This is a genomic window from Sulfidibacter corallicola (genome assembly GCF_017498545.1).
GTDB classification, from domain to species: Bacteria; Acidobacteriota; Holophagae; order Acanthopleuribacterales; family Acanthopleuribacteraceae; genus Sulfidibacter; species Sulfidibacter corallicola.
The window spans coordinates 362,077-379,872 of record NZ_CP071793.1 but is presented as its reverse complement, the minus strand read 5'-3'; the positions used below and the strand labels follow the sequence as shown (position 1 = coordinate 379,872).

Annotated in this window: 9 protein-coding genes; 4 read left to right on the top strand and 5 right to left on the bottom strand. The window is 59.9% G+C overall.

What is annotated here, in order from left to right; all coding sequences use genetic code 11:
- Positions 1-6 precede the first annotated feature (6 nt).
- From J3U87_RS01145 to J3U87_RS01130, 4 genes are all read right to left on the bottom strand, one after another.
- Positions 7-1,770, bottom strand: coding sequence for an ABC transporter ATP-binding protein (locus J3U87_RS01145; protein ID WP_237381187.1), 1,764 nt, complete (start codon positions 1,768-1,770; stop codon positions 7-9).
- Positions 1,767-3,509, bottom strand: coding sequence for an ABC transporter ATP-binding protein (locus J3U87_RS01140; RefSeq protein WP_237381186.1), 1,743 nt, complete (start codon positions 3,507-3,509; stop codon positions 1,767-1,769). The genes J3U87_RS01145 and J3U87_RS01140 overlap by 4 nt, the downstream gene beginning before the upstream one ends.
- Positions 3,510-3,809: 300 nt before the next feature.
- Complete coding sequence (locus J3U87_RS01135) at positions 3,810-4,181, bottom strand: hypothetical protein (protein WP_237381185.1); 372 nt, start codon at positions 4,179-4,181, stop codon at positions 3,810-3,812.
- A 125-nt stretch (positions 4,182-4,306) separates the two neighbouring features.
- Positions 4,307-6,364, bottom strand: coding sequence for an Ig-like domain-containing protein (locus tag J3U87_RS01130; RefSeq protein WP_237381184.1), 2,058 nt, complete (start codon positions 6,362-6,364; stop codon positions 4,307-4,309).
- A 384-nt stretch (positions 6,365-6,748) separates the two neighbouring features.
- On the opposite strand from J3U87_RS01130, the gene J3U87_RS01125 reads away from it, so the two are divergent.
- Complete coding sequence (locus J3U87_RS01125) at positions 6,749-9,175, top strand: U32 family peptidase (protein ID WP_237381183.1); 2,427 nt, start codon at positions 6,749-6,751, stop codon at positions 9,173-9,175.
- Between the two features lie 338 nt (positions 9,176-9,513).
- Complete coding sequence (locus J3U87_RS01120) at positions 9,514-12,309, top strand: M16 family metallopeptidase (protein ID WP_237381182.1); 2,796 nt, start codon at positions 9,514-9,516, stop codon at positions 12,307-12,309.
- A 254-nt stretch (positions 12,310-12,563) separates the two neighbouring features.
- On the opposite strand, the gene J3U87_RS01115 is transcribed toward J3U87_RS01120, so the two are convergent.
- Positions 12,564-14,681, bottom strand: coding sequence for a serine/threonine-protein kinase (locus J3U87_RS01115; protein WP_237381181.1), 2,118 nt, complete (start codon positions 14,679-14,681; stop codon positions 12,564-12,566).
- A gap of 482 nt (positions 14,682-15,163) precedes the next feature.
- On the opposite strand from J3U87_RS01115, the gene J3U87_RS01110 reads away from it, so the two are divergent.
- Entirely contained in the window at positions 15,164-16,513 is a 1,350-nt protein-coding gene (locus J3U87_RS01110; RefSeq protein ID WP_237381180.1) for a cytochrome ubiquinol oxidase subunit I, read from the top strand.
- Complete coding sequence (locus tag J3U87_RS01105) at positions 16,513-17,511, top strand: cytochrome d ubiquinol oxidase subunit II (protein ID WP_237381179.1); 999 nt, start codon at positions 16,513-16,515, stop codon at positions 17,509-17,511. The genes J3U87_RS01110 and J3U87_RS01105 overlap by 1 nt, the downstream gene beginning before the upstream one ends.
- The last annotated feature ends 285 nt before the right edge of the window (positions 17,512-17,796 follow it).

The window sequence follows — 17,796 nt, the reverse complement described above, 5'->3', positions numbered from 1 at the left end:
GGCGTTTTACACCAATACGGGCTCATCGCCTGCCTGGAGTTTGGACGCATTGACCAACCCGGCGTAATAACCGTCTTCCATGGCCAGCAACTCGTGATGATTGCCCTGCTCGATAATGCGACCACTCTTCAAAACGAGGATCTGGTCGGCAGCCGCGATGGTCGAGAGCCGGTGGGCCACGATCAGCACGGTCTTGTGTTTCAAGATCTGACCGATCGCCTCTTGAATCCAGGCCTCCGTGACCGAATCCACACTGGAGGTCGCCTCATCCATCAGGACGATCGGCGCATCGTGCGCCAAAGCGCGCGCGAAGACGATCAACTGCATTTGACCCGCGGAGAGATTGTCTCCGTCCTCGCGCACCACGTAATCCAAACCGCCCGGCAGATCGGCGATCATGTGGTCGGCCTTGACCAAGTGGATCGCCCAACGGATTTTCTCTTCGTCGATGGTCGAATCGAACATGCTGATGTTCTCGCGCAGGGTGGCCGGAAACAACTCGACATCCTGGTGCACCACGCCCACGTTGGCCCGCAAGGCGTGGTAGTTCCATTTCTTCAGCTCGATCCCACCCACGCAGATCTCTCCCTCGTAACCGTCGTAGGCACGGGTGAGCAGTTTCCCGATGGTGGACTTGCCGCTACCGGTTTGGCCCACGAGCGCCACCACTTGGCCAGGCTCAAGAGAAAAGTTGATTTCTTCCAAGACGTTGGGTGTATTCTCGAGATATCGGAAGGACACGTCCTTGAAGGAGATCGCGAGCGTTTCCGCACGATTGTCCTGGTCGCCCTGTTCGATTTGTTCGGTGGTTTGCACCAGTTCGAAAATGCGTTGCAACGCGGCCAGCGCCTGTTGCACCGTCGCGTATTTGTTGCTGAGTTCCCGAATGGGCGTGAAGATTTTGTTCACCAGGTCCACGAACACGATCAGGGTGCTGATTTCCAGCAAGCCGAAACGCAGGTTGAAGCCGACCATGAGTACCGCGGCGGTGACCAACGCGGCGATGCCATCGATGAAGGAATACAGCAAGGCGTCGTAGACATTGCTCTGCACGGTCGCGTTGCGGTACTTCTTGTTGATGCGCCCAAATTCGTCGGCGGAGTCGTGCTCCTGCTGGAACAACTGGACGATCTCCACGCCGTTGATGCCCTCAGCCATGAAACCGTTGGCCTCGGCCAAGGCCTTGCGTACCTCCAGGTACTTTTCCCGCAGCATGGCGCCGCACCAGCGAACCACCCAGAGCACCAGCGGTGCGGCCAGCAGCACGGTCAGGCTCAAACCCCAGTCCAGGCTCAGCATGACAAAAAAGATGATCACGATGGAGAACATATCCACCAGGATCGTGCCGACACCGGCCCGCAGGGTTTCCACCAGAGATTCGCAATCGTTGATGGTGCGGGTCATCAAGGTGCCCACCGGCTTTTTGTCGAAGAAGGCCATTTTCATGTGGAGCACGTGGCGAAAGACGATCAGGCGCAGGCGGTTGACGGTGGACAGGAAGGAAATCGCGATGAGGTAACTGAAACCGCTTCGGGACAGGTACTCTCCGACCAGGATTCCCAGAAACACGAGGGCCGCCATCTTGAGGCCCGGCGTGTCGCCCGCGGCGATGAAGTCCAACCCCCACTTCAACACGAAGGGACGCGCCAATTCCGCGCCCAAGGTGAAGAACATGAGCACGAACGAATAGTAGTAGCCCTTGCGCTCGGGGCGCGCCAATTCCCAAAAGCGGGTCACGATCTCTCGGTTGGAAAGCTGGGTTGCGCTCATTCGTCGGGATGCTCCGCTTGGTACTGGTAGATATCCCGATAGAACCCGGGCTCTTGGATCAAGGTCTCGTGCGTCCCTCGCTGAGCCACGCCACCCTGGCCCAGAACCAGGATTTCATCGGCCCATTGAATCGCAGAAATGCGGTGCGACGCGATCAGGAAGGATTTGCCGGCGGCGAATGTCTTGAGGTTGCGAATGATTCTTTTTTCGGTCTCGTGATCGACCGCCGAGAGCACGTCGTCCAGGATATAGACATCGGCGGGTTTCAGAAGGGCGCGCGCGAGGGCGATGCGTTGGCGCTGGCCGCCGGAAAGCATGACCCCTTTGGTGCCGACCTCGGTTTCCAATCCCAGGGGGAACACTTTGGGATCCAGGTCGAAGCTGGCGGCCTCGATGGCGGCCAACAATCTGGCTTCGGTCCCGGGCCGCTCCCATTCGCGGTAGTCCAGGGCCATCAACAGGTTACGGCGAAGGGTCGTCGAGAACAGCCATGCCTTTTGCGGCGCGAAACTGAAATGGTCGCGGAACTCGACCAGGTCCATACGGGCGCAGTCGGCGCCGTTGAGGTAGAGGCAATCCGCCGGTAAATCGTTGAGGCGCAGGATCGTCTCCAACAATACCGACTTGCCGGACCCCAGTGGTCCCGCGATGCCGATCACCTTTCCTGGCGGTACGGTGAGGTCGACATCTTTCAAACCGAAGGGATTGGGATTCTTTTCGTCGCTGGTGAAGGTAAAGTGCAGGTTCTCGAGCACCATGGTGGGACCGGCGCCTGACGGGTCCTTTTCATACCGGGATTCGGCCGGCAAAAGCGTGGGCTTGGCGGTAATGATCTCCTGGAGTCGTTCCATCGCCGGAATGGCTCGATTGAATACGTTCAACATCCACCCGAGCGACAGCAGCGGCGGCATGACCAGGCCGATGTAACCGAGAAACGCGGTGATCTGGCCCATGGTCAGGTCGCCCTGCACGATTTTGGGGCCCACGAACCACAACACCAGAAAGATGCTCAGGTTGCCCACGGCCTGAACCATCGGCATCATGAACGAGCGTACCTTGGTCACGATCGACATGGTCTCGAGATAGTTCTCGTTGCTTTCGCTGAAGCGCTCGGTCACCGCCGGCTCCGCGTGGTAATTCTGAATCGCGGAAATCCCCTTGTAGGAAGCCAGACAGAGAGAGGAAAGCGAGCCCAACTGCTCGTTGGCGCGCCGCCAGTAGGTGAACACGTAGCGGATGCTGATCTGAATGAACGCGAACGAGAGGATCATCGGAATCGCCACGAAGATCGTGGTCTGGAGATCCATCATCAGCATCGCGGTCAAGCCGAGCGAAAGGGTGACGGAGACGTTGGCGATCTGGAGGAACCCGAAACCGTAGGCAGCCCGCACGAAACCGATGTCATTGGAGCAGCGGCTCACCAGGTCACCGGATTCGTGCTTTTCGTAAAAGTCCCGTTGTAGCAGTAAGAGGTTGGAATAAAAGTCGTTGCGTACTCGGTATTCAATCAACCGGCCGGGCGTGAAAATCAACAGGCGCGAGCCCGTCCGGACGAGGATCAAACAGACGGCGAACAAGGCGATGCGCACGACGTAGGGCACCACGGTTCGCGCGGTGGCATCGGCAGCGCCGGCGGCATCGATGGCGTTCTTGGTTTCGTTGATGATGCCGACCGCCAGCAATTGGGTAAAGACGATGAACGCGAACCCGGCCAAGTACCACCAAAGATAAGGAACCACGTATCTTCGTGAGAAACGCCAAAAAGTCTGCAAGTGCAATCCTTGTAGGGCTCGAGGGATGCGAGTTTTGGCCGGGACCGTTGGGCCGGAGGGGTGTCGTGGAGGTCGCGGGGACGAAAGGGAGACGTTCCAAAAGCGCCCCATATGAAACCACGAATCTTTTCAAAAGGCAATTCGGAGAGCGGAAGCTCGGTCGCGTCGCGACACCGGTGATGGCGAAGCGGGGGAGATCACTTTTTCATGGGAGGTTCATCATTTGGTTGGTTCGGGGCTTGTCCCACGAATCACGGGTGGACAAGATCATTCCTTCCAGCGAGGTCGGGAGGAGGCTTGATCTCGATGGTCCGGCTTTTGAGCCAGGAGCTTTTCGGCCAAATCCTCCGGGAGGGATATCCCTTCCGAAGCCATACCGTCACACATTTTCCGAAGAGCTTCCACCGCCTCCAACCAGCCTCCCTCCAGGCCTTTCTCCATACCTTCCTCTACATAGAGGTCGCGGTAGTAGTCCATGACCGTGTCGTAGTTTTTGTTCATGGGGACCTCCTCCTGCACCGCCTTGATTTCCGCTTCCGTCAATTTGCCGTATCGGTAAATGAAGTGATGGGCCAGGTGAACCGCATCGTCGCTCATCTCTTGGAGATGCCGGGCCAGGTGCTCGAAAATGTGCCGCACGAGACTCCTACGATCAATATCGCGATCATCGGCTTTCAACGCCAGGAGAATCCAGAAAACAAAAAAGCCAGGATGAGGACCCTGGCTTTTCATAGATACATTTAAGTGGGTTTGATAGTGGGGTTTTAGCGTATCAACGCGTCCAATGCCCCCTGTTCGTGATACACCACGACGAAACGCAGGTCGGTCGGCGTTCGCTCGAAGGGTACGGCTCGATCGAGCAGGCGCTTGCCGGCCTGGAACGGATCGATGATGGTCGGTTGGCCCTGAAGCGCCGTGGCCAAGTAGGTGATCGCCTGAAGCTGGCCAGGCACGACGGAGGGATCGGTCGGCGACAGCAGGAAGCCGTGCTCCGCATCCTGGAACTGGAAGTGGCCGGATCCCACCCGAGGCGCCTCGACTTGCGGATGACCCGGATAGACCCATGACGCGTTGACCTGGGGGATGCCCATCGCCCGGGTCAGATCCTGGGTTGCGGAATTCGGAATGACCTGGTCCTCGAAGGCTTCTTGTAGCAGAACCTGCGTCGCCGTGCCGGATTCCTTCAGGCCTCCGTTCAACAAATGGGGCGCGTAGTTCATGGGATCGGCATCGTCCAGGACCGTTTGGAAGATCAGCCAGAACAGGTTGTACTCGGCCGAGCCCGTTTGGATGCCGTTGGCGGCCAGACCGGCATTGATGCTCGGGCTGAGAATTGGCGAATTGGGCAACAGCGAGCCCAAACGCGCACCTGGCACGTTGAGCACCGCCACGCTCAGATCCTCTTCCAGCGTGCTGAACACCGAACCGAACAGTGCACCGAGCGATTGACCGAGATACACGAAGGAGGTGGACAGGTCCGCCGTGCCGTCGCCGTTGAAATCCGTTTGGCCGGTCTTGACCATCTGGGCGAGGTTCAATTGGTCCGACAACCCCTGCTTGGCGTTGTCGCGGGTCATGCGGGGATTGCCCAGGTTGATGAAGTTGCTGCCGGAGGGGTCGGGAATGCCGTCACCCTCGGGGAGGATGGCACCGGTTTCGTTGTCGAGAAAATCCATAGTCCGCTCGCCGTGGAGCACCATGTCGATCCCGATCACTCCAAACCCGGAGCCGCAGAGACTGTTGGCGATGGCGAACATGTCTTCCTTCGAGCGGCCGAGGCCGTGCTGGAAGATCACCGTGGGCACGGGACCCTGGGCCCCGGCGGGCAAGGCGGCCCAGAACGAAACCGCATTGGCGCTGATGGGCAGTGGCTCGCCTTCGTTCACGTCAGGCAACTGAGCGGCCTGTTCCGCCGAAGCCGCCACGAAGGGACCGGCCAGCGGATGGGCGATGTAGTTGGTGGAACTGAAGGTCCCCTTGTACATGGAGCCGATGGCCTCGTGCGGTACCGCGCCCAATCCCATGCTTTGGAAAAACTGATCGACGGCCTCGCCGCTGGGGAGCGGCACGTCCACCGTGGGCGTGGGCGCGGCGTTCGCGGCCCGGCGGCGCAATACGCGCTGCGTATCGAACAAGGGCTGGGTCGTGAAGGCCCAGGCGAAGGGGATGTTCACGCGGTTCGTACCCATCACCCCTTCCGCAAACTCCCAGATAGGCTGGTAGAGCTGCCGCAGCGACTCCAACGGTGCGGTGGAGGCATTGGGATCGATGGGATCGGAACCCTTGATGACCATCGTGTTCAACTGCGACTCGACCGGTTGCCCGGTTGGGTCGAGAACCCCGCGGGTCACCACGCCGATATAGGTCGTTCCGGGCGCCAACGGCGTCAACGGCACCGCGACGACGGTGCTCGCGCCCGTCGCGGGATCGGTCACGGTTTGATAGGCCACGTTGGCCGGTGTGGGGGGAAAGGCGGCCGTATTGAAGATGGGCAGCGTTTCGGCGGATACCGTACTGGGATCCACCGCCCCTTCGAAAGGCAAGATGATGTTCGCAAGCGTCGAAAAACCCTGCAGCGTGTTGGCCGATTCGAAGGGCTCCCCCTCCAGCGGCAGGTTGACCAACCCGGTTGCGGGATCGCGCAAAATATCGTTGGGAAGCGCAATATCGGCCGGATTCCCGGTCGTGACATCGAACTTGACAAAGGTAAAGGAAGGAAGCGGATCGCTGGGCCCCTCATCGTCATCGGAGCAGGTCCACATCGTGATGGCCACCAAAATCAGGATTGCCGCCGATGGAAATCGGGCGGAACGAAAGAACATAAATGCCTCCACAAAGTTACACCGAACCGTAAAAGTAAAAACGAGATTTCCCGGAGTAGAGCACGAGTTCGGGAAACGAATTTGAGTTTTTGATGAAAAATACAGCCTATAACTATAGCGTATCGCCACTTCGGGCAACAACCGGCAAGTCATTCTGCCCTTTGAACTTGCTAGTTTTGGATGAGATGCCGCTACCAACGGCGCGCGTTGCACGCTTCCACGGGTCGCATAAACGGCTTATGATGGGGAGGCACGCGCAGCCGAAACACTCGAAGGGCGGCGCGATTTTCGACGGGATTCCAGGTTTCATTGGGGTAAGGGAGAGCACAGGTGCAGAAGCGGGAGCGCGCGTCGGTCCGAGATCGACGGCAAGAGGAGAAGTACGTGAACCCACCGCCGGTGGAACTGCTGGCGCCGGCCGGCTCACCGGAATCGCTGGTGGCCGCATTGGAAAGCGGTGCAAACGCGGTCTACCTGGGCCTGAAAGAATTCAACGCGCGCGGCAATGCCATCAACTTTTCCCTCGACGAGTTGGCCTATTACGTACCGTTGGCCCATGAGAAGGGAACCAAGGTCTACCTGACCCTCAACACCCTGGTCAAAATGGAGGAGCGAGCACCGCTTCTGCGCGCACTCGCCGGCGCGAGCGATTGCGGCATCGACGGGGTCATTCTCCAGGATATCGGCCTCGGGCGCACCATCGCCCGTCATTTTCCCCATCTGCGCCGCCACGCATCCACCCAGCTAGCGGTCCACAATCTCGAAGGCGTCGCGTTCTGCGTCGCGGAAGGCTTTCAACGCGTGGTCCTGGCGCGCGAACTGACGTTCGCCGAAATCGAAGAGATCCGCGCCGCCTATCCCCCGGACGTGATCGAGCTCGAGGTCTTTTGCCACGGCGCCATGTGCTACACCTACAGCGGCATGTGCTTTTTCAGTGGATCCGTGGGCGGCCGATCGGGCAACCGCGGCGAGTGCGCCTACACCTGCCGGAAGGGCTACAAGATCCACAACGACACCACCTTTCCCATGGCCGCGGAGAAAGGGAGCTTCCGCAATTACCTGTTCAGCATGAAGGACATGAACACCCTGGAGATCTTGCCGCAGCTCCTCGAAACCGGTGTCGACAGCCTGAAGATCGAAGGCCGCCGCAAGGGGCCGGCCTACGTACACGCGGCGGTCGAGGCCTACCGAGGACGCCTCCAAGATGGAGACACCGAACGCCAAGAAAGCGATTTGAAGCTTTCCTTCGGACGCGATTACACCGCCGCCTTCTACCAGCGCGGCCAGTTCGGAGATCACCCGGTGGATCTCACCGCTACCGGCTCCCGCGGAATTCACATCGGCACGATCGACGGAAGCGGCAATGCCTTCCGCCTGCTCCAAACCGGGATTCAGCGCTACGACGGCCTGCGGTTGGTGGCCCCCAATCGCGAAGAAACCCTCATGTCCTTCAATAAATACGACGTCTCCGGCGGCGACCGAATGCGACCGGCGCGCAACACCATCGTGCGTCTCTCCCAATCGTTCCCAAAGGGCACTTCCGTTTGGTGGGTCCGCTCGCAGGAAGTGGAGCAACGTTACCGGCCCCAAAAATCCCTGCTCGACCAGCAGGAGTCGGGTTTGCCGCTACCCGTGGACCTCTTCGTCGAAGTCGGAGAGGGACCTGCCCAAGGGACCCTGACGATTCGGGCCGCCCATCCCTATGCCCAGGTAACGCGTCAATTCGAGACATCCCCGTCCAAAACCGGAAAAGGCACGCCGATCAAGGAGCTGATGTTCCGATTCGGCGACAGCCCCTTCCGCCCGGGCAGCTACCACGGTCCGGTCGCCATCGATGACTTCATGCCGCTTTCGCTCCTCAAGAAAGGCCGTCGCGCCATGCTGGCGGAATTGTCGGAACAGACCGATTCGGCGCGAGCGCGATGGATCGAAGAGCTGGTCGACCAAGCGAATCGACCGGTGAAAGCGGTTCCGCGTGCCCAGGCCGAACCGGAGTTCATCCTGCGGGTGGACAACCCCGAGCAACTGGCGCCCGTCATCGAACTGGCCAACCAACACGAGGCGGGCCTCGATTTCGTCCTGCGTCCCACCCTGTCCACGCCGCAATGGAAAGAAGCCCTCGCCACGTTGCGAACCTTCGCCGGCCCGTTGCGCCTATCGTTGCCCATGGTTCTGCGAAAATGGGACTTACGCGTTATCCGCCATCGAATGAAAGATCTGGACGAGGTACCCTTCGACTGGGTCCTCGCCAATCCGGGTCATTTCGACCTCATCGAGCCCTGCCGCGAGGGACGACGGTTGCACGCCGACTTCTCCGTCTACCACCTCAACACCTGGTCCGTCGAAGCGCTGCAGGACATGGGCGTCGACGGCCGCTTCACCCTCTCGCTCGAGGACGACCGTCCCAACATGGAGGCCCTGCTCGCGGCCTGTGACCCGACCCGCTTCGAAGCGATCGCCTACACCGACACACCGCTCTTCGTCGCCGAAGCCTGCAGTCTGGCCGCCCTCTACGGCGGTTGCCCCGGCGCCAAGGCCTGCGGTCACGAAACACTGTTCATCGAAAACGAGCACGGCGACCACTTCGAGGTCCGTCACGACCGATGTCGCAGTACCGTCGTCGGTGATCGCGCGCTGAGTTGGAGCGGCGATCTCGCCTGGTTCCGCGCCCGTGGCGTGCGCAACTTCCGCCTGGACTTCACCGTTCGCGACTATCGAATCGAGGACATCGCGCAGCGGTTCCAGCGCGTCCGGTCCGATCTCCCGATCACCAACACCCACACCGAAAACCTCGACCGAATCCTGCTTTGAGCACCGCGATCGATCTTTTTTCGGTGCTGACGAACCAAAATCACCGCAAATTACGCGTTGATTTTTGGCATTCCGGCTTTCTCGGCTAGAATGGCTATTTCGAAAAGAGGAACAAAGTATTGGTTCCTGCCGTAGCGCAGAAGCAACGGTGATCGGCCCCGCACATGGCCCCTGGCGGCACGAAGGATTTCCGTGCCCGATTCAGCGCCGACCGGACAGAGCGCGACTGTTGAGGTGCCGCGGCGAATTTGATTTTCTCAGAGGTTTACATGAATGCTTTCAAGATCAGAACGATCTTAGTGGGACTGCTACTGGTCCTGGTTTCGGGAGGGAACCTGATGGCCGCCAGCAAAGGCAAGCAAGGCGACAAAAACGCCAACCGCGTCTTCCCATACAACTACCACGTCAAGGACCTCGAAAACGGTCTGAGAATCGTGGTCGTCCCTACGGGAATCCCCAACCTGGTTTCCCTTCAAATCCCGGTGCAAACCGGTTCCCGCAACGAAGTGGAGCCAGGAAAGTCGGGATTCGCTCACTTTTTCGAACACATGATGTTCCGCGGCACCGAGAAATACCCCAACGAAGAGTACTCGGCCATCCTGAAGAACATCGGCGCGGACCAGAACGCCTACACGACCGACGACTACACCAACTACCACCTCACCTTCTCCAAGGAAGATTTGGAAATCGTGCTGGAGCTCGAAGCCGACCGGTTCCAAAACCTCAAATACTCGCTCGCCGATTTTCAGACCGAGGCCCGAGCGGTGCTTGGCGAATACAATAAAAACTACGCAAACCCGATCCTCAAACTGATCGAGAGCCAGCGTAACCTGGCGTTTCAGAAACACACCTACAAGCACACGACCATGGGCTTCATCCAGGACATCGAGGACATGCCCAACCAGTACGATTACTCGTTGGAATTCTTCAAGCGCTTCTACCGTCCCGAAAAGACCGTGGTCATGTTGACCGGCGACGTGGAACCCAAGCAAGCCTTCGCCCTGGTCGAAAAGTACTGGGGCGACTGGGAGCGGGGCAGCTACACCTCCGACATCCCCAAAGAGCCGGAACCTCGCGGGCCGCTCTACGAAAAAGTCGATTGGGACTCCCCCACCCTGCCTTGGGTGACGGTCGCCTTTCACGGTCCGGCCGTTTCCGAGACGGAACTGGACATGGCCGCCATGGACATCGTCAGCGCCATCGCCTTTTCCTCCAGCTCGGATATCTACCAAAAGCTGGTCATTCAAGAACAAAAGGTCACCCGGGTCATGGGCTTTTTCCCCAACCGCATCGATCCCTATCTGTTGACCACGGCGGCACAACTGAAGAACCCCAAAGATGCCTGGTACGTTCGCGACGAGATCCAGAAAACGTTCGCGCGGATGCGCACCGAGCTGGTCGACGAAAAACGGCTGGAAGAAATCAAATCCAACCTGAAATACGATTTCGTCATGGGCCTGACGAGCAGCGAACGCATTGCGGCGGCCATGGTCGGCTACCTCGCCTTCAACCGCGATCCCGAAACCCTGAACCGCATGTACCGCCTGTACGACCAAGTCACCCCGCAGCTCCTCCAGAAAATGGCCAACAAGTATTTTGTGGACCAGCGCATGGTCGTGGTCAACCTGTCCCACGGCGACTTGCCAGAGGGCGAGACGGGTGCGGGCTCCGTGGATCGTTGGGCCACTCGTGAAAAGGCGCCCGTTCCCGAGATCGCGAGCACCTTCGTTCAATCGCCTTCGCCCATCCTCAATTTCCGAATTCTCTTCAACACCGGTTCGGTTTCCGATCCGAGCGGCAAACCGGGATTGGCCACGCTGACCTCCGCCATGATCACCCAGGGCGGCAGCAACCAGATGAGCTTCAGCGAAATCCAAAAGGCCCTGTACCCCATGGCGGCCTCCTTCGGAGCCCAGGTCGACAAGGAAATGACCGTATTCATCGGCGCCACCCATGCCGACAACCTGGAGGCCTACTACGACATCGTTTCAACCCAATTGCTGGATCCCGCCTGGTCCGAAAAGGATTTCGAGCGCGTGAAAACCCAGATCATCAACTCCATCAAAGTGAATTTGCGCGGAAACAACGATGAAGAATTGGGCAAGGAAGCGCTGTACGAGTTCATCTACGAAGGCCACCCCTACGGAACCCTGACCGCCGGCCACATCGGCGCCATCGAGAAGATCACGCTCGAGGACATCAAGGCCTTCTACGCCGAGCACTACACCCGCGCCAACCTGGTGTTGGGCTTCTCCGGCAATTTCGCTCCGGAATTCATCGACGACGTCAAGCGCGATTTCGCCACCCTGCCGGCCGGAAGCGTCGAGAAACGCGCCGAACTGCCCAAACCGGCCGACATCGACGGCTTGAAGGTTCGCATCCTCGAAAAGGAAACCCGCGCCACCGCGATTTCCTTCGGTTTCCCGATCGAGGTCAACCGCGCCCATCCCGATTTCGCCGCACTGTGGCTGGCCCGCAGCTACTTCGGCGAGCATCGCTCCTCCAATAGCTACCTGTACCAGCGCATTCGCGAGATCCGCGGCATGAACTACGGCGATTACGCCTACATCGAATACTTCCCGAGAGGCATGTTCCAGTTCCAGCCGGATCCGAACTTGGCCCGCCAACAACAGATCTTCCAGGTCTGGATTCGCCCGGTCCCGCCGCAGCAAGCCCATTTCGCGCTGCGCGTGGCCAAGTACGAACTGGACAAGTTCGTGAAGGAAGGCATCAGCAAGGAAGACTTCGAAGCCACCCGCAACTATCTGTTGAAGTACGTCAACGTGCTCACCAATTCGGACAGCCGCCGTCTCGGCTACCAGTTGGACAGCGAGTACTACGACATCCCCGGATTCAACGAATACATCGTCGACAACCTGAAGAAGCTCACCCGCAAACAGGTGAACAAGGCGATCAAGAAGCACTTGCAGAGCAAGGACGTCAAGTTCGTGTTCGTCACCAAGGACGCGGCGGGCCTGCGCGATCAACTGATCGCGGACGCGCCGTCGCCGATGACCTACAACGCGGAGAAACCCGCGGACCTGTTGAAGGAAGACAAGGTCATCGAAAAGTATCCGCTGAAACTGAAGGCGGACGACGTGACGATCATCCCCATCGATAAAGTGTTCGACTGATCATCCGATATCGAACAAGCTCCCGCCTGACGGGAACAAAGAGGCTCCCTCTGCCGAGGGGGCCTTTTTTATTCCTCCGATACCCGGTGGGGAACGGCTCGTTCGAGACGGTTCGTCCATACGGCTCGAACCAATCCGTCATCGCAGGCCATCGACGCGACATCCATCCCACGCGAACTCGAGTACCCCACTCGGACCGGACCGGAACCGCAACACACTTCGTGTTTGCGGTTCGCTGGGAACGGGCGCGAAGCTCAGAGCGATTCCAGCGCCTTGACGACCGACTCGTAGAGCACCAGGCTGTCGTTCCCGGCTTTCTTGGCCGCATTGGTCAGGGTGTATTCGATCACCTGGCTCTTGGGTTTCGAAAGCTGCTTGCCCCTGGGCAGCGCATAGACCCGTAGGGAAACCCGCGCGCGATACGCCGTTTCGGTTCTTCCCATGAACTCCAACTCTCGCTCTCCCTGGTGCTTCATCTGCACCAGGACCAGCACATTGGCGCCCTCTTCGTACAGCATCTTGCGGACACGACTGACCGACAGCGGCTTGCGTTCCAGCCACATTTGCGGATCGTGGATTTCCTTTTCATCGAGAAGCGCGATCTCGTCCTGCGCCAAATGGAGTTCCATGGCCGATTCCAGCGGTTCGGCGTACACCGCATCGCCGGATACCATCACCGCGAGTTTGGGTCCATCGCCTTCAGCTCTATTGGCACCGTTGCCCGATCTGCGTTTTCTGGGCAACGGCGCTCTCGATTCGTGGACCCGCGTCGGCGCATCCACCAACTCCGGCGACTCCTCGATGAGATCGCTGGAAGCCACGTCGACGTCGGCATCGCCCGTCACGCCTGGGCTCGGTTCGCCCCCCTCGTTGGCTGGAGCCGCGTTGGCTTGACCCGCCTTCCCCGTCGAGGGCGAATCATCCCTTGAATCGCCTTGGGCCGAGGCCACTTGGGGTGCGGCATCGACCGCTGACTTTTGGGCGGTCTCGACATCGCCCCCTTGGGCGGGCGTTCCGTCGGCCTGAGCCGGGCTGGCCTGTTTCGAATCGCTTCCCGCGCTCGGGGTTTCGGTATTCGCCTGCGCCGAGTCGGCCGAATCGGGAGGAACCGTTCCATCGCCATCGGCATGGGTCTCGACCGGCGCCTCGCCCTGGTTCGAGGGTTCTCCCCTAGACGGCTCGGTCTCGTGTTCGATAGACGCGCTCGTGGGTTCGCTACCCGATCCATCTCGCTCGGCAGGTTCCGATTGCCGCGTAGCGAGGCCCGCGATCACCAGCAAAAACACCAGGACGGCGGCCGTCGCCCAAATCAATGGTGAAAACCGCCGCTTCGACTCAGGGGCCGCGGCCACCGTACCCTCGACCGGAACGGGCGGTGGTTGGGCGACGTCGGCGCCCGTCGCGGGCGTCTCGGCGGACGGCTCGGATTCCGGCACCATGTCGGTGGTTTCGGCATCGGGCGAGGAGGAATCGACCAGCAGGGTGGGAATGTTGTCGGTATTTCCGGAAGCGGCAGTGGTCGCGAGTGGTTTGGACAGCGGCAGGGTATGGCGACCGGTGGTCCCGAACACGCGAGCCAACTCGTCGATGAGCTCCCCACATCCCTGGTACCGGTCCTCGGGATCTTTTTCGACCATTCTCCCAAGGATGGAAATCGTCTCTTCATCCACCAACGGGTTGAGTGCCCGGACGTCGGGAATCGGCGCCTTGACCACGTTGTGAATCATGGCGAAGGGACTGTCGGCATTGAAGGGCGTCGTTCCGGTCAACATTTCGAAAAAGACGACGCCCAGAGAGAAGATATCGGCCCGATGGTCGAGCGGGCTACCGGTACAAATTTCAGGCGATAGGTAACCGGGTGTACCCAGGAACTGGCCCGTGGAGGTGAGTTTCTTGCCGAAATCCGGCATGAAGGCGATCCCGAAATCGGCCAGTTTCACCACGCCATTGCGATCGACCATGATGTTGCCGGGTTTGATATCGCGGTGGACGATGCCCTTCTCGTGAGCCGCGGCCAATCCAGCGGCGGCCTGGCCGAGAATGTCGGCCGCGTATTCTGGATCCAACCGTCCCTGACGCCGAATGATCTGGGCCAGGGAATCGCCCTCCACGAACTCCATGACAAAAAAGTGCTGGCCTTCTTCCTCTCCGATGAAATAGATCTGGATGACGTTGGGGTGATTCAAGGCCGCCGCGCTGCGCGCCTCCCTGAGAAAGCGAGCCACCAGCTCTTCGTCGCCGGCCACCTTTTCGGCAAGTACCTTGATTGCCACGGATCGGTTCAGCGAGACCTCATGGGCCCGGTAGACGACACCCATGCCGCCACGCCCCAATTCACCGATGATTTCGTAATGGCCTAGCTGTTTGCGCATTGCGGTTCACCCCTTGGAAAGCAGGTACCTCGGTTTGTCTCAAATGTCGACGGACCTGTCGATTCACGATTTCGATTCCTAAATATCGCATGATTCGCCACGATTTTGCCTCAAAAAGCAATCAAAAAAACCGCAAAACGGCCGGTCTGGCGTAACCTGATGGTCATATAACCGGAACATATCGATCAGAAGCTCGATTTATTGTGTTCTATACGGAATCGGACGTCCCGTGACCCGCCCCATGACGTCCCCTGATTTGAATTCCAAAAAATAACCTGCGGCATCGCCTGAATTCGGCTATGGTTCCAAAAAAGTCCACAACCCCATGATGATCCAAAGGGCGGTCCTTCCGATCGGCCGACGCACCCAGCCCCCCGCGGCCGTGCCCCTGGGTCGGAGATCCCGCATTCCGAAACTGGAGTCGCTCGCAACCGCGACATGGCACCCACCCTCCGTCCATGTCGCGAACCCGTGAGGTTCATATGACCGATTTGCTCGCTGCGCGCCTACAAATGGCCATGTCCCTGATGTTTCACATTTTATTTGCGGTGGCGGGCATCGCCATGCCCCTGTTGATGGTCCTGGCGGAAGCCCGCTGGTTGAAGACCCGCGACGAGATTTACCGCACCCTGGCCAAACGCTGGTGCCGCGGCACGGCCATTTTGTTTGCGGTCGGCGCAGTGACCGGCACCGTGCTCTCCTTCGAGCTGGGCCTGCTTTGGCCCGGGTTCATGGAATTCGCAGGCCCGGTTATCGGCCTGCCGTTCGCCATGGAAGGATTCGCCTTTTTCCTGGAGGCCATCTTCCTGGGGATCTATCTCTACGGTTGGGACGGCAAGGTGCCCGAGCGTGTTCACTTCGTCGCCGGAATCCTGGTCTGTATCTGCGGCACCCTTTCGGGGATCTTTGTCGTGACCGCCAATGCCTGGATGAACACCCCCGCGGGATTCGACATAGAACAAGGCATGGCGGTCAACATCGACCCGTGGGCGGCGATGTGGAATCCGGCCTCACTGGCCCAAACGTCGCACATGACCATCGCGGCCTTCCAGTCCGTCGCTTTTGCGGTGGCCGCGATCCACGCCGCCGTCCTGCTGCGCAATCCGGGCGCGACCGCGCACCGCAAAGCGCTGGCCATCGCACTTCCCGTGGCGGTGGTGACGGCCTTGATTCAACCCTTGAGCGGTGATTTCAGCGCCAAAGTCGTGGCTGAGTCGCAACCGATCAAACTGGCCGCCCTCGAGGGCCAATGGGAAACGGAGCGCGGTGCGCCGCTGCGTATCGGTGGCTGGCCCGACGAAGAGGCCGAGGAAACGCGCTACGCCATCGAAATCCCCTACCTTCTGAGCATCCTGGCCTTCAACGATCCCCAGGCCGAGGTCGCGGGCCTCAAGACCGTGCCGCCCGAAGACCGGCCTCCGGTGGCCATCACCCACTTCTCCTTCCAAATCATGGTGGGATGCGGCATGGTCATGATGCTCACCGCGCTGATCACCCTGTTTCTCTGGTGGCGCGGCGCCAAAGGCCCGCCCCAGGAATGGATGACGCGGCATCCCTGGTTCCTCAAACTGCTGATCGCCAACGGCCCGCTGGGTCTGATCGCGGTGGAGGCCGGCTGGATCGCCACCGAGGTAGGCCGCCAGCCGTGGGTCATCCAGGGCGTGATGCGCACCAAGGACGCGGTCACCCAGGTGCCCAACATCTGGATGAGCCTGGTGAGCTTCACACTGCTCTACCTGTTCCTGGGCATCATCGTGACCATCCTGCTGAAACGCCAGGTGTTCGCGAGCCTTCCCGGCGATGGGCCGAACACCGACCCGGAGGTCGACTGATGTGGGAAGTCATTTTGGGCGGCGTTCTCGTCGTCGTGCTCATGATCTACACCCTCACCGGCGGTGCCGATTTCGGCGGTGGCGTCTGGGACCTGTTCGCCTCGGGGCCGCGCGCCGACCGCCAGCGAACCACGATCGGCAAGGCGATCGGTCCCATTTGGGAGGCCAATCACGTCTGGCTGATCATCCTGATCGTCTTGTTGTTCGTATGCTTCCCGAAAGCCTTCGCCATCCTGAGCACCGCGCTGCACCTGCCACTCACCCTGTGCCTGTTCGGCATCGTGCTGCGCGGCTCGGCGTTCGTGTTCCGCAAGTACGACCCGGACAATCGCGAAGCATGGCGACGGGTGTTCGCCATCGCCAGCCTGGTGACGCCGATGATGCTGGGCATGACCTTGGCCGCGACCAGCGGCGGGTACATCCGCATCGACCAACAGGGTCGTTGGATGCACCAGGATGGCTACCTGGCCACTTGGCTGCAACCCTTTCCCTTCATGGCCGGACTCCTCGCCGTCGCGCTCTGTGCGCTGTTGGCCGCGGTCTATTTGCTGGGCGAAACCGATGACGCGGACCTTCGCGAAGACTTCCGGCGCCGAGCCCTGACCGCCGCGGTCGCAGTCGGGATCCTCGCCTTCGCAACCCTGGGCGTCGCGCTTTCCAACGCGCCCCACTTCGGCTGGCGACTCAGCGGCAGCGCTTGGGCCATCCCCTTTCAACTCCTCGCCGGAGCGACCGCGCTTTCCGTATTTGCCTGCCTGTGGCTTCGCCGCTATGCCGCGGCGAAATTCGCGGTCGGTGCCCAGGCGGTCGTCATGCTCAGCGGCTGGGCCCTCGCCCAATTCCCATACCTGATCGTGCCGGGCGTCTCCATCGCCGATGCCGCCGCATCGGAAAAGATCCTGGCGATGACCTTTTGGATCCTCGCCGGCGGCATGCCCCTCTTGCTGCCCAGCTTTTTCTACCTCTACCGCGTGTTTTCGTTCTCAGCCTCGCGTTGAGCCCCGTGTTCGACCTGTCCGTCGATTTCCGGACAGGGTGAAAAGACAATCAAAGGCGGGATTCGTGACCCTCATCACACCAAAAAAGATCGTCACGAATTTAAGAAAGCATTCGACCAACCCCTCACCAACTTGTAAAATGGCCCCTCAGTTGCCTTCCTTGTACGAAACCATTCCTCCGACATCAAGCAAGTTCATCCATTCCATCTAGTCGGCTTCAAGTCTGGCGACCGTCGATTTCCCACTCCGCCTGTCGGTATGCAAAAGGGCCGAATGCCACGCAGC

Bases quoted from the DNA above. Each gene is read 5' to 3' on its own strand.
- J3U87_RS01145 (WP_237381187.1), bottom strand. From the start codon at position 1,770: ATGAGCGCAACCCAGCTTTCCAACCGAGAGATCGTGACCCGCTTTTGG.
- J3U87_RS01130 (WP_237381184.1), bottom strand. From the start codon at position 6,364: ATGTTCTTTCGTTCCGCCCGATTTCCATCGGCGGCAATCCTGATTTTG.
- J3U87_RS01120 (WP_237381182.1), top strand. From the start codon at position 9,514: ATGGCCGCCAGCAAAGGCAAGCAAGGCGACAAAAACGCCAACCGCGTC.
- J3U87_RS01115 (WP_237381181.1), bottom strand. From the start codon at position 14,681: ATGCGCAAACAGCTAGGCCATTACGAAATCATCGGTGAATTGGGGCGT.
- J3U87_RS01110 (WP_237381180.1), top strand. From the start codon at position 15,164: ATGACCGATTTGCTCGCTGCGCGCCTACAAATGGCCATGTCCCTGATG.
- J3U87_RS01105 (WP_237381179.1), top strand. From the start codon at position 16,513: ATGTGGGAAGTCATTTTGGGCGGCGTTCTCGTCGTCGTGCTCATGATC.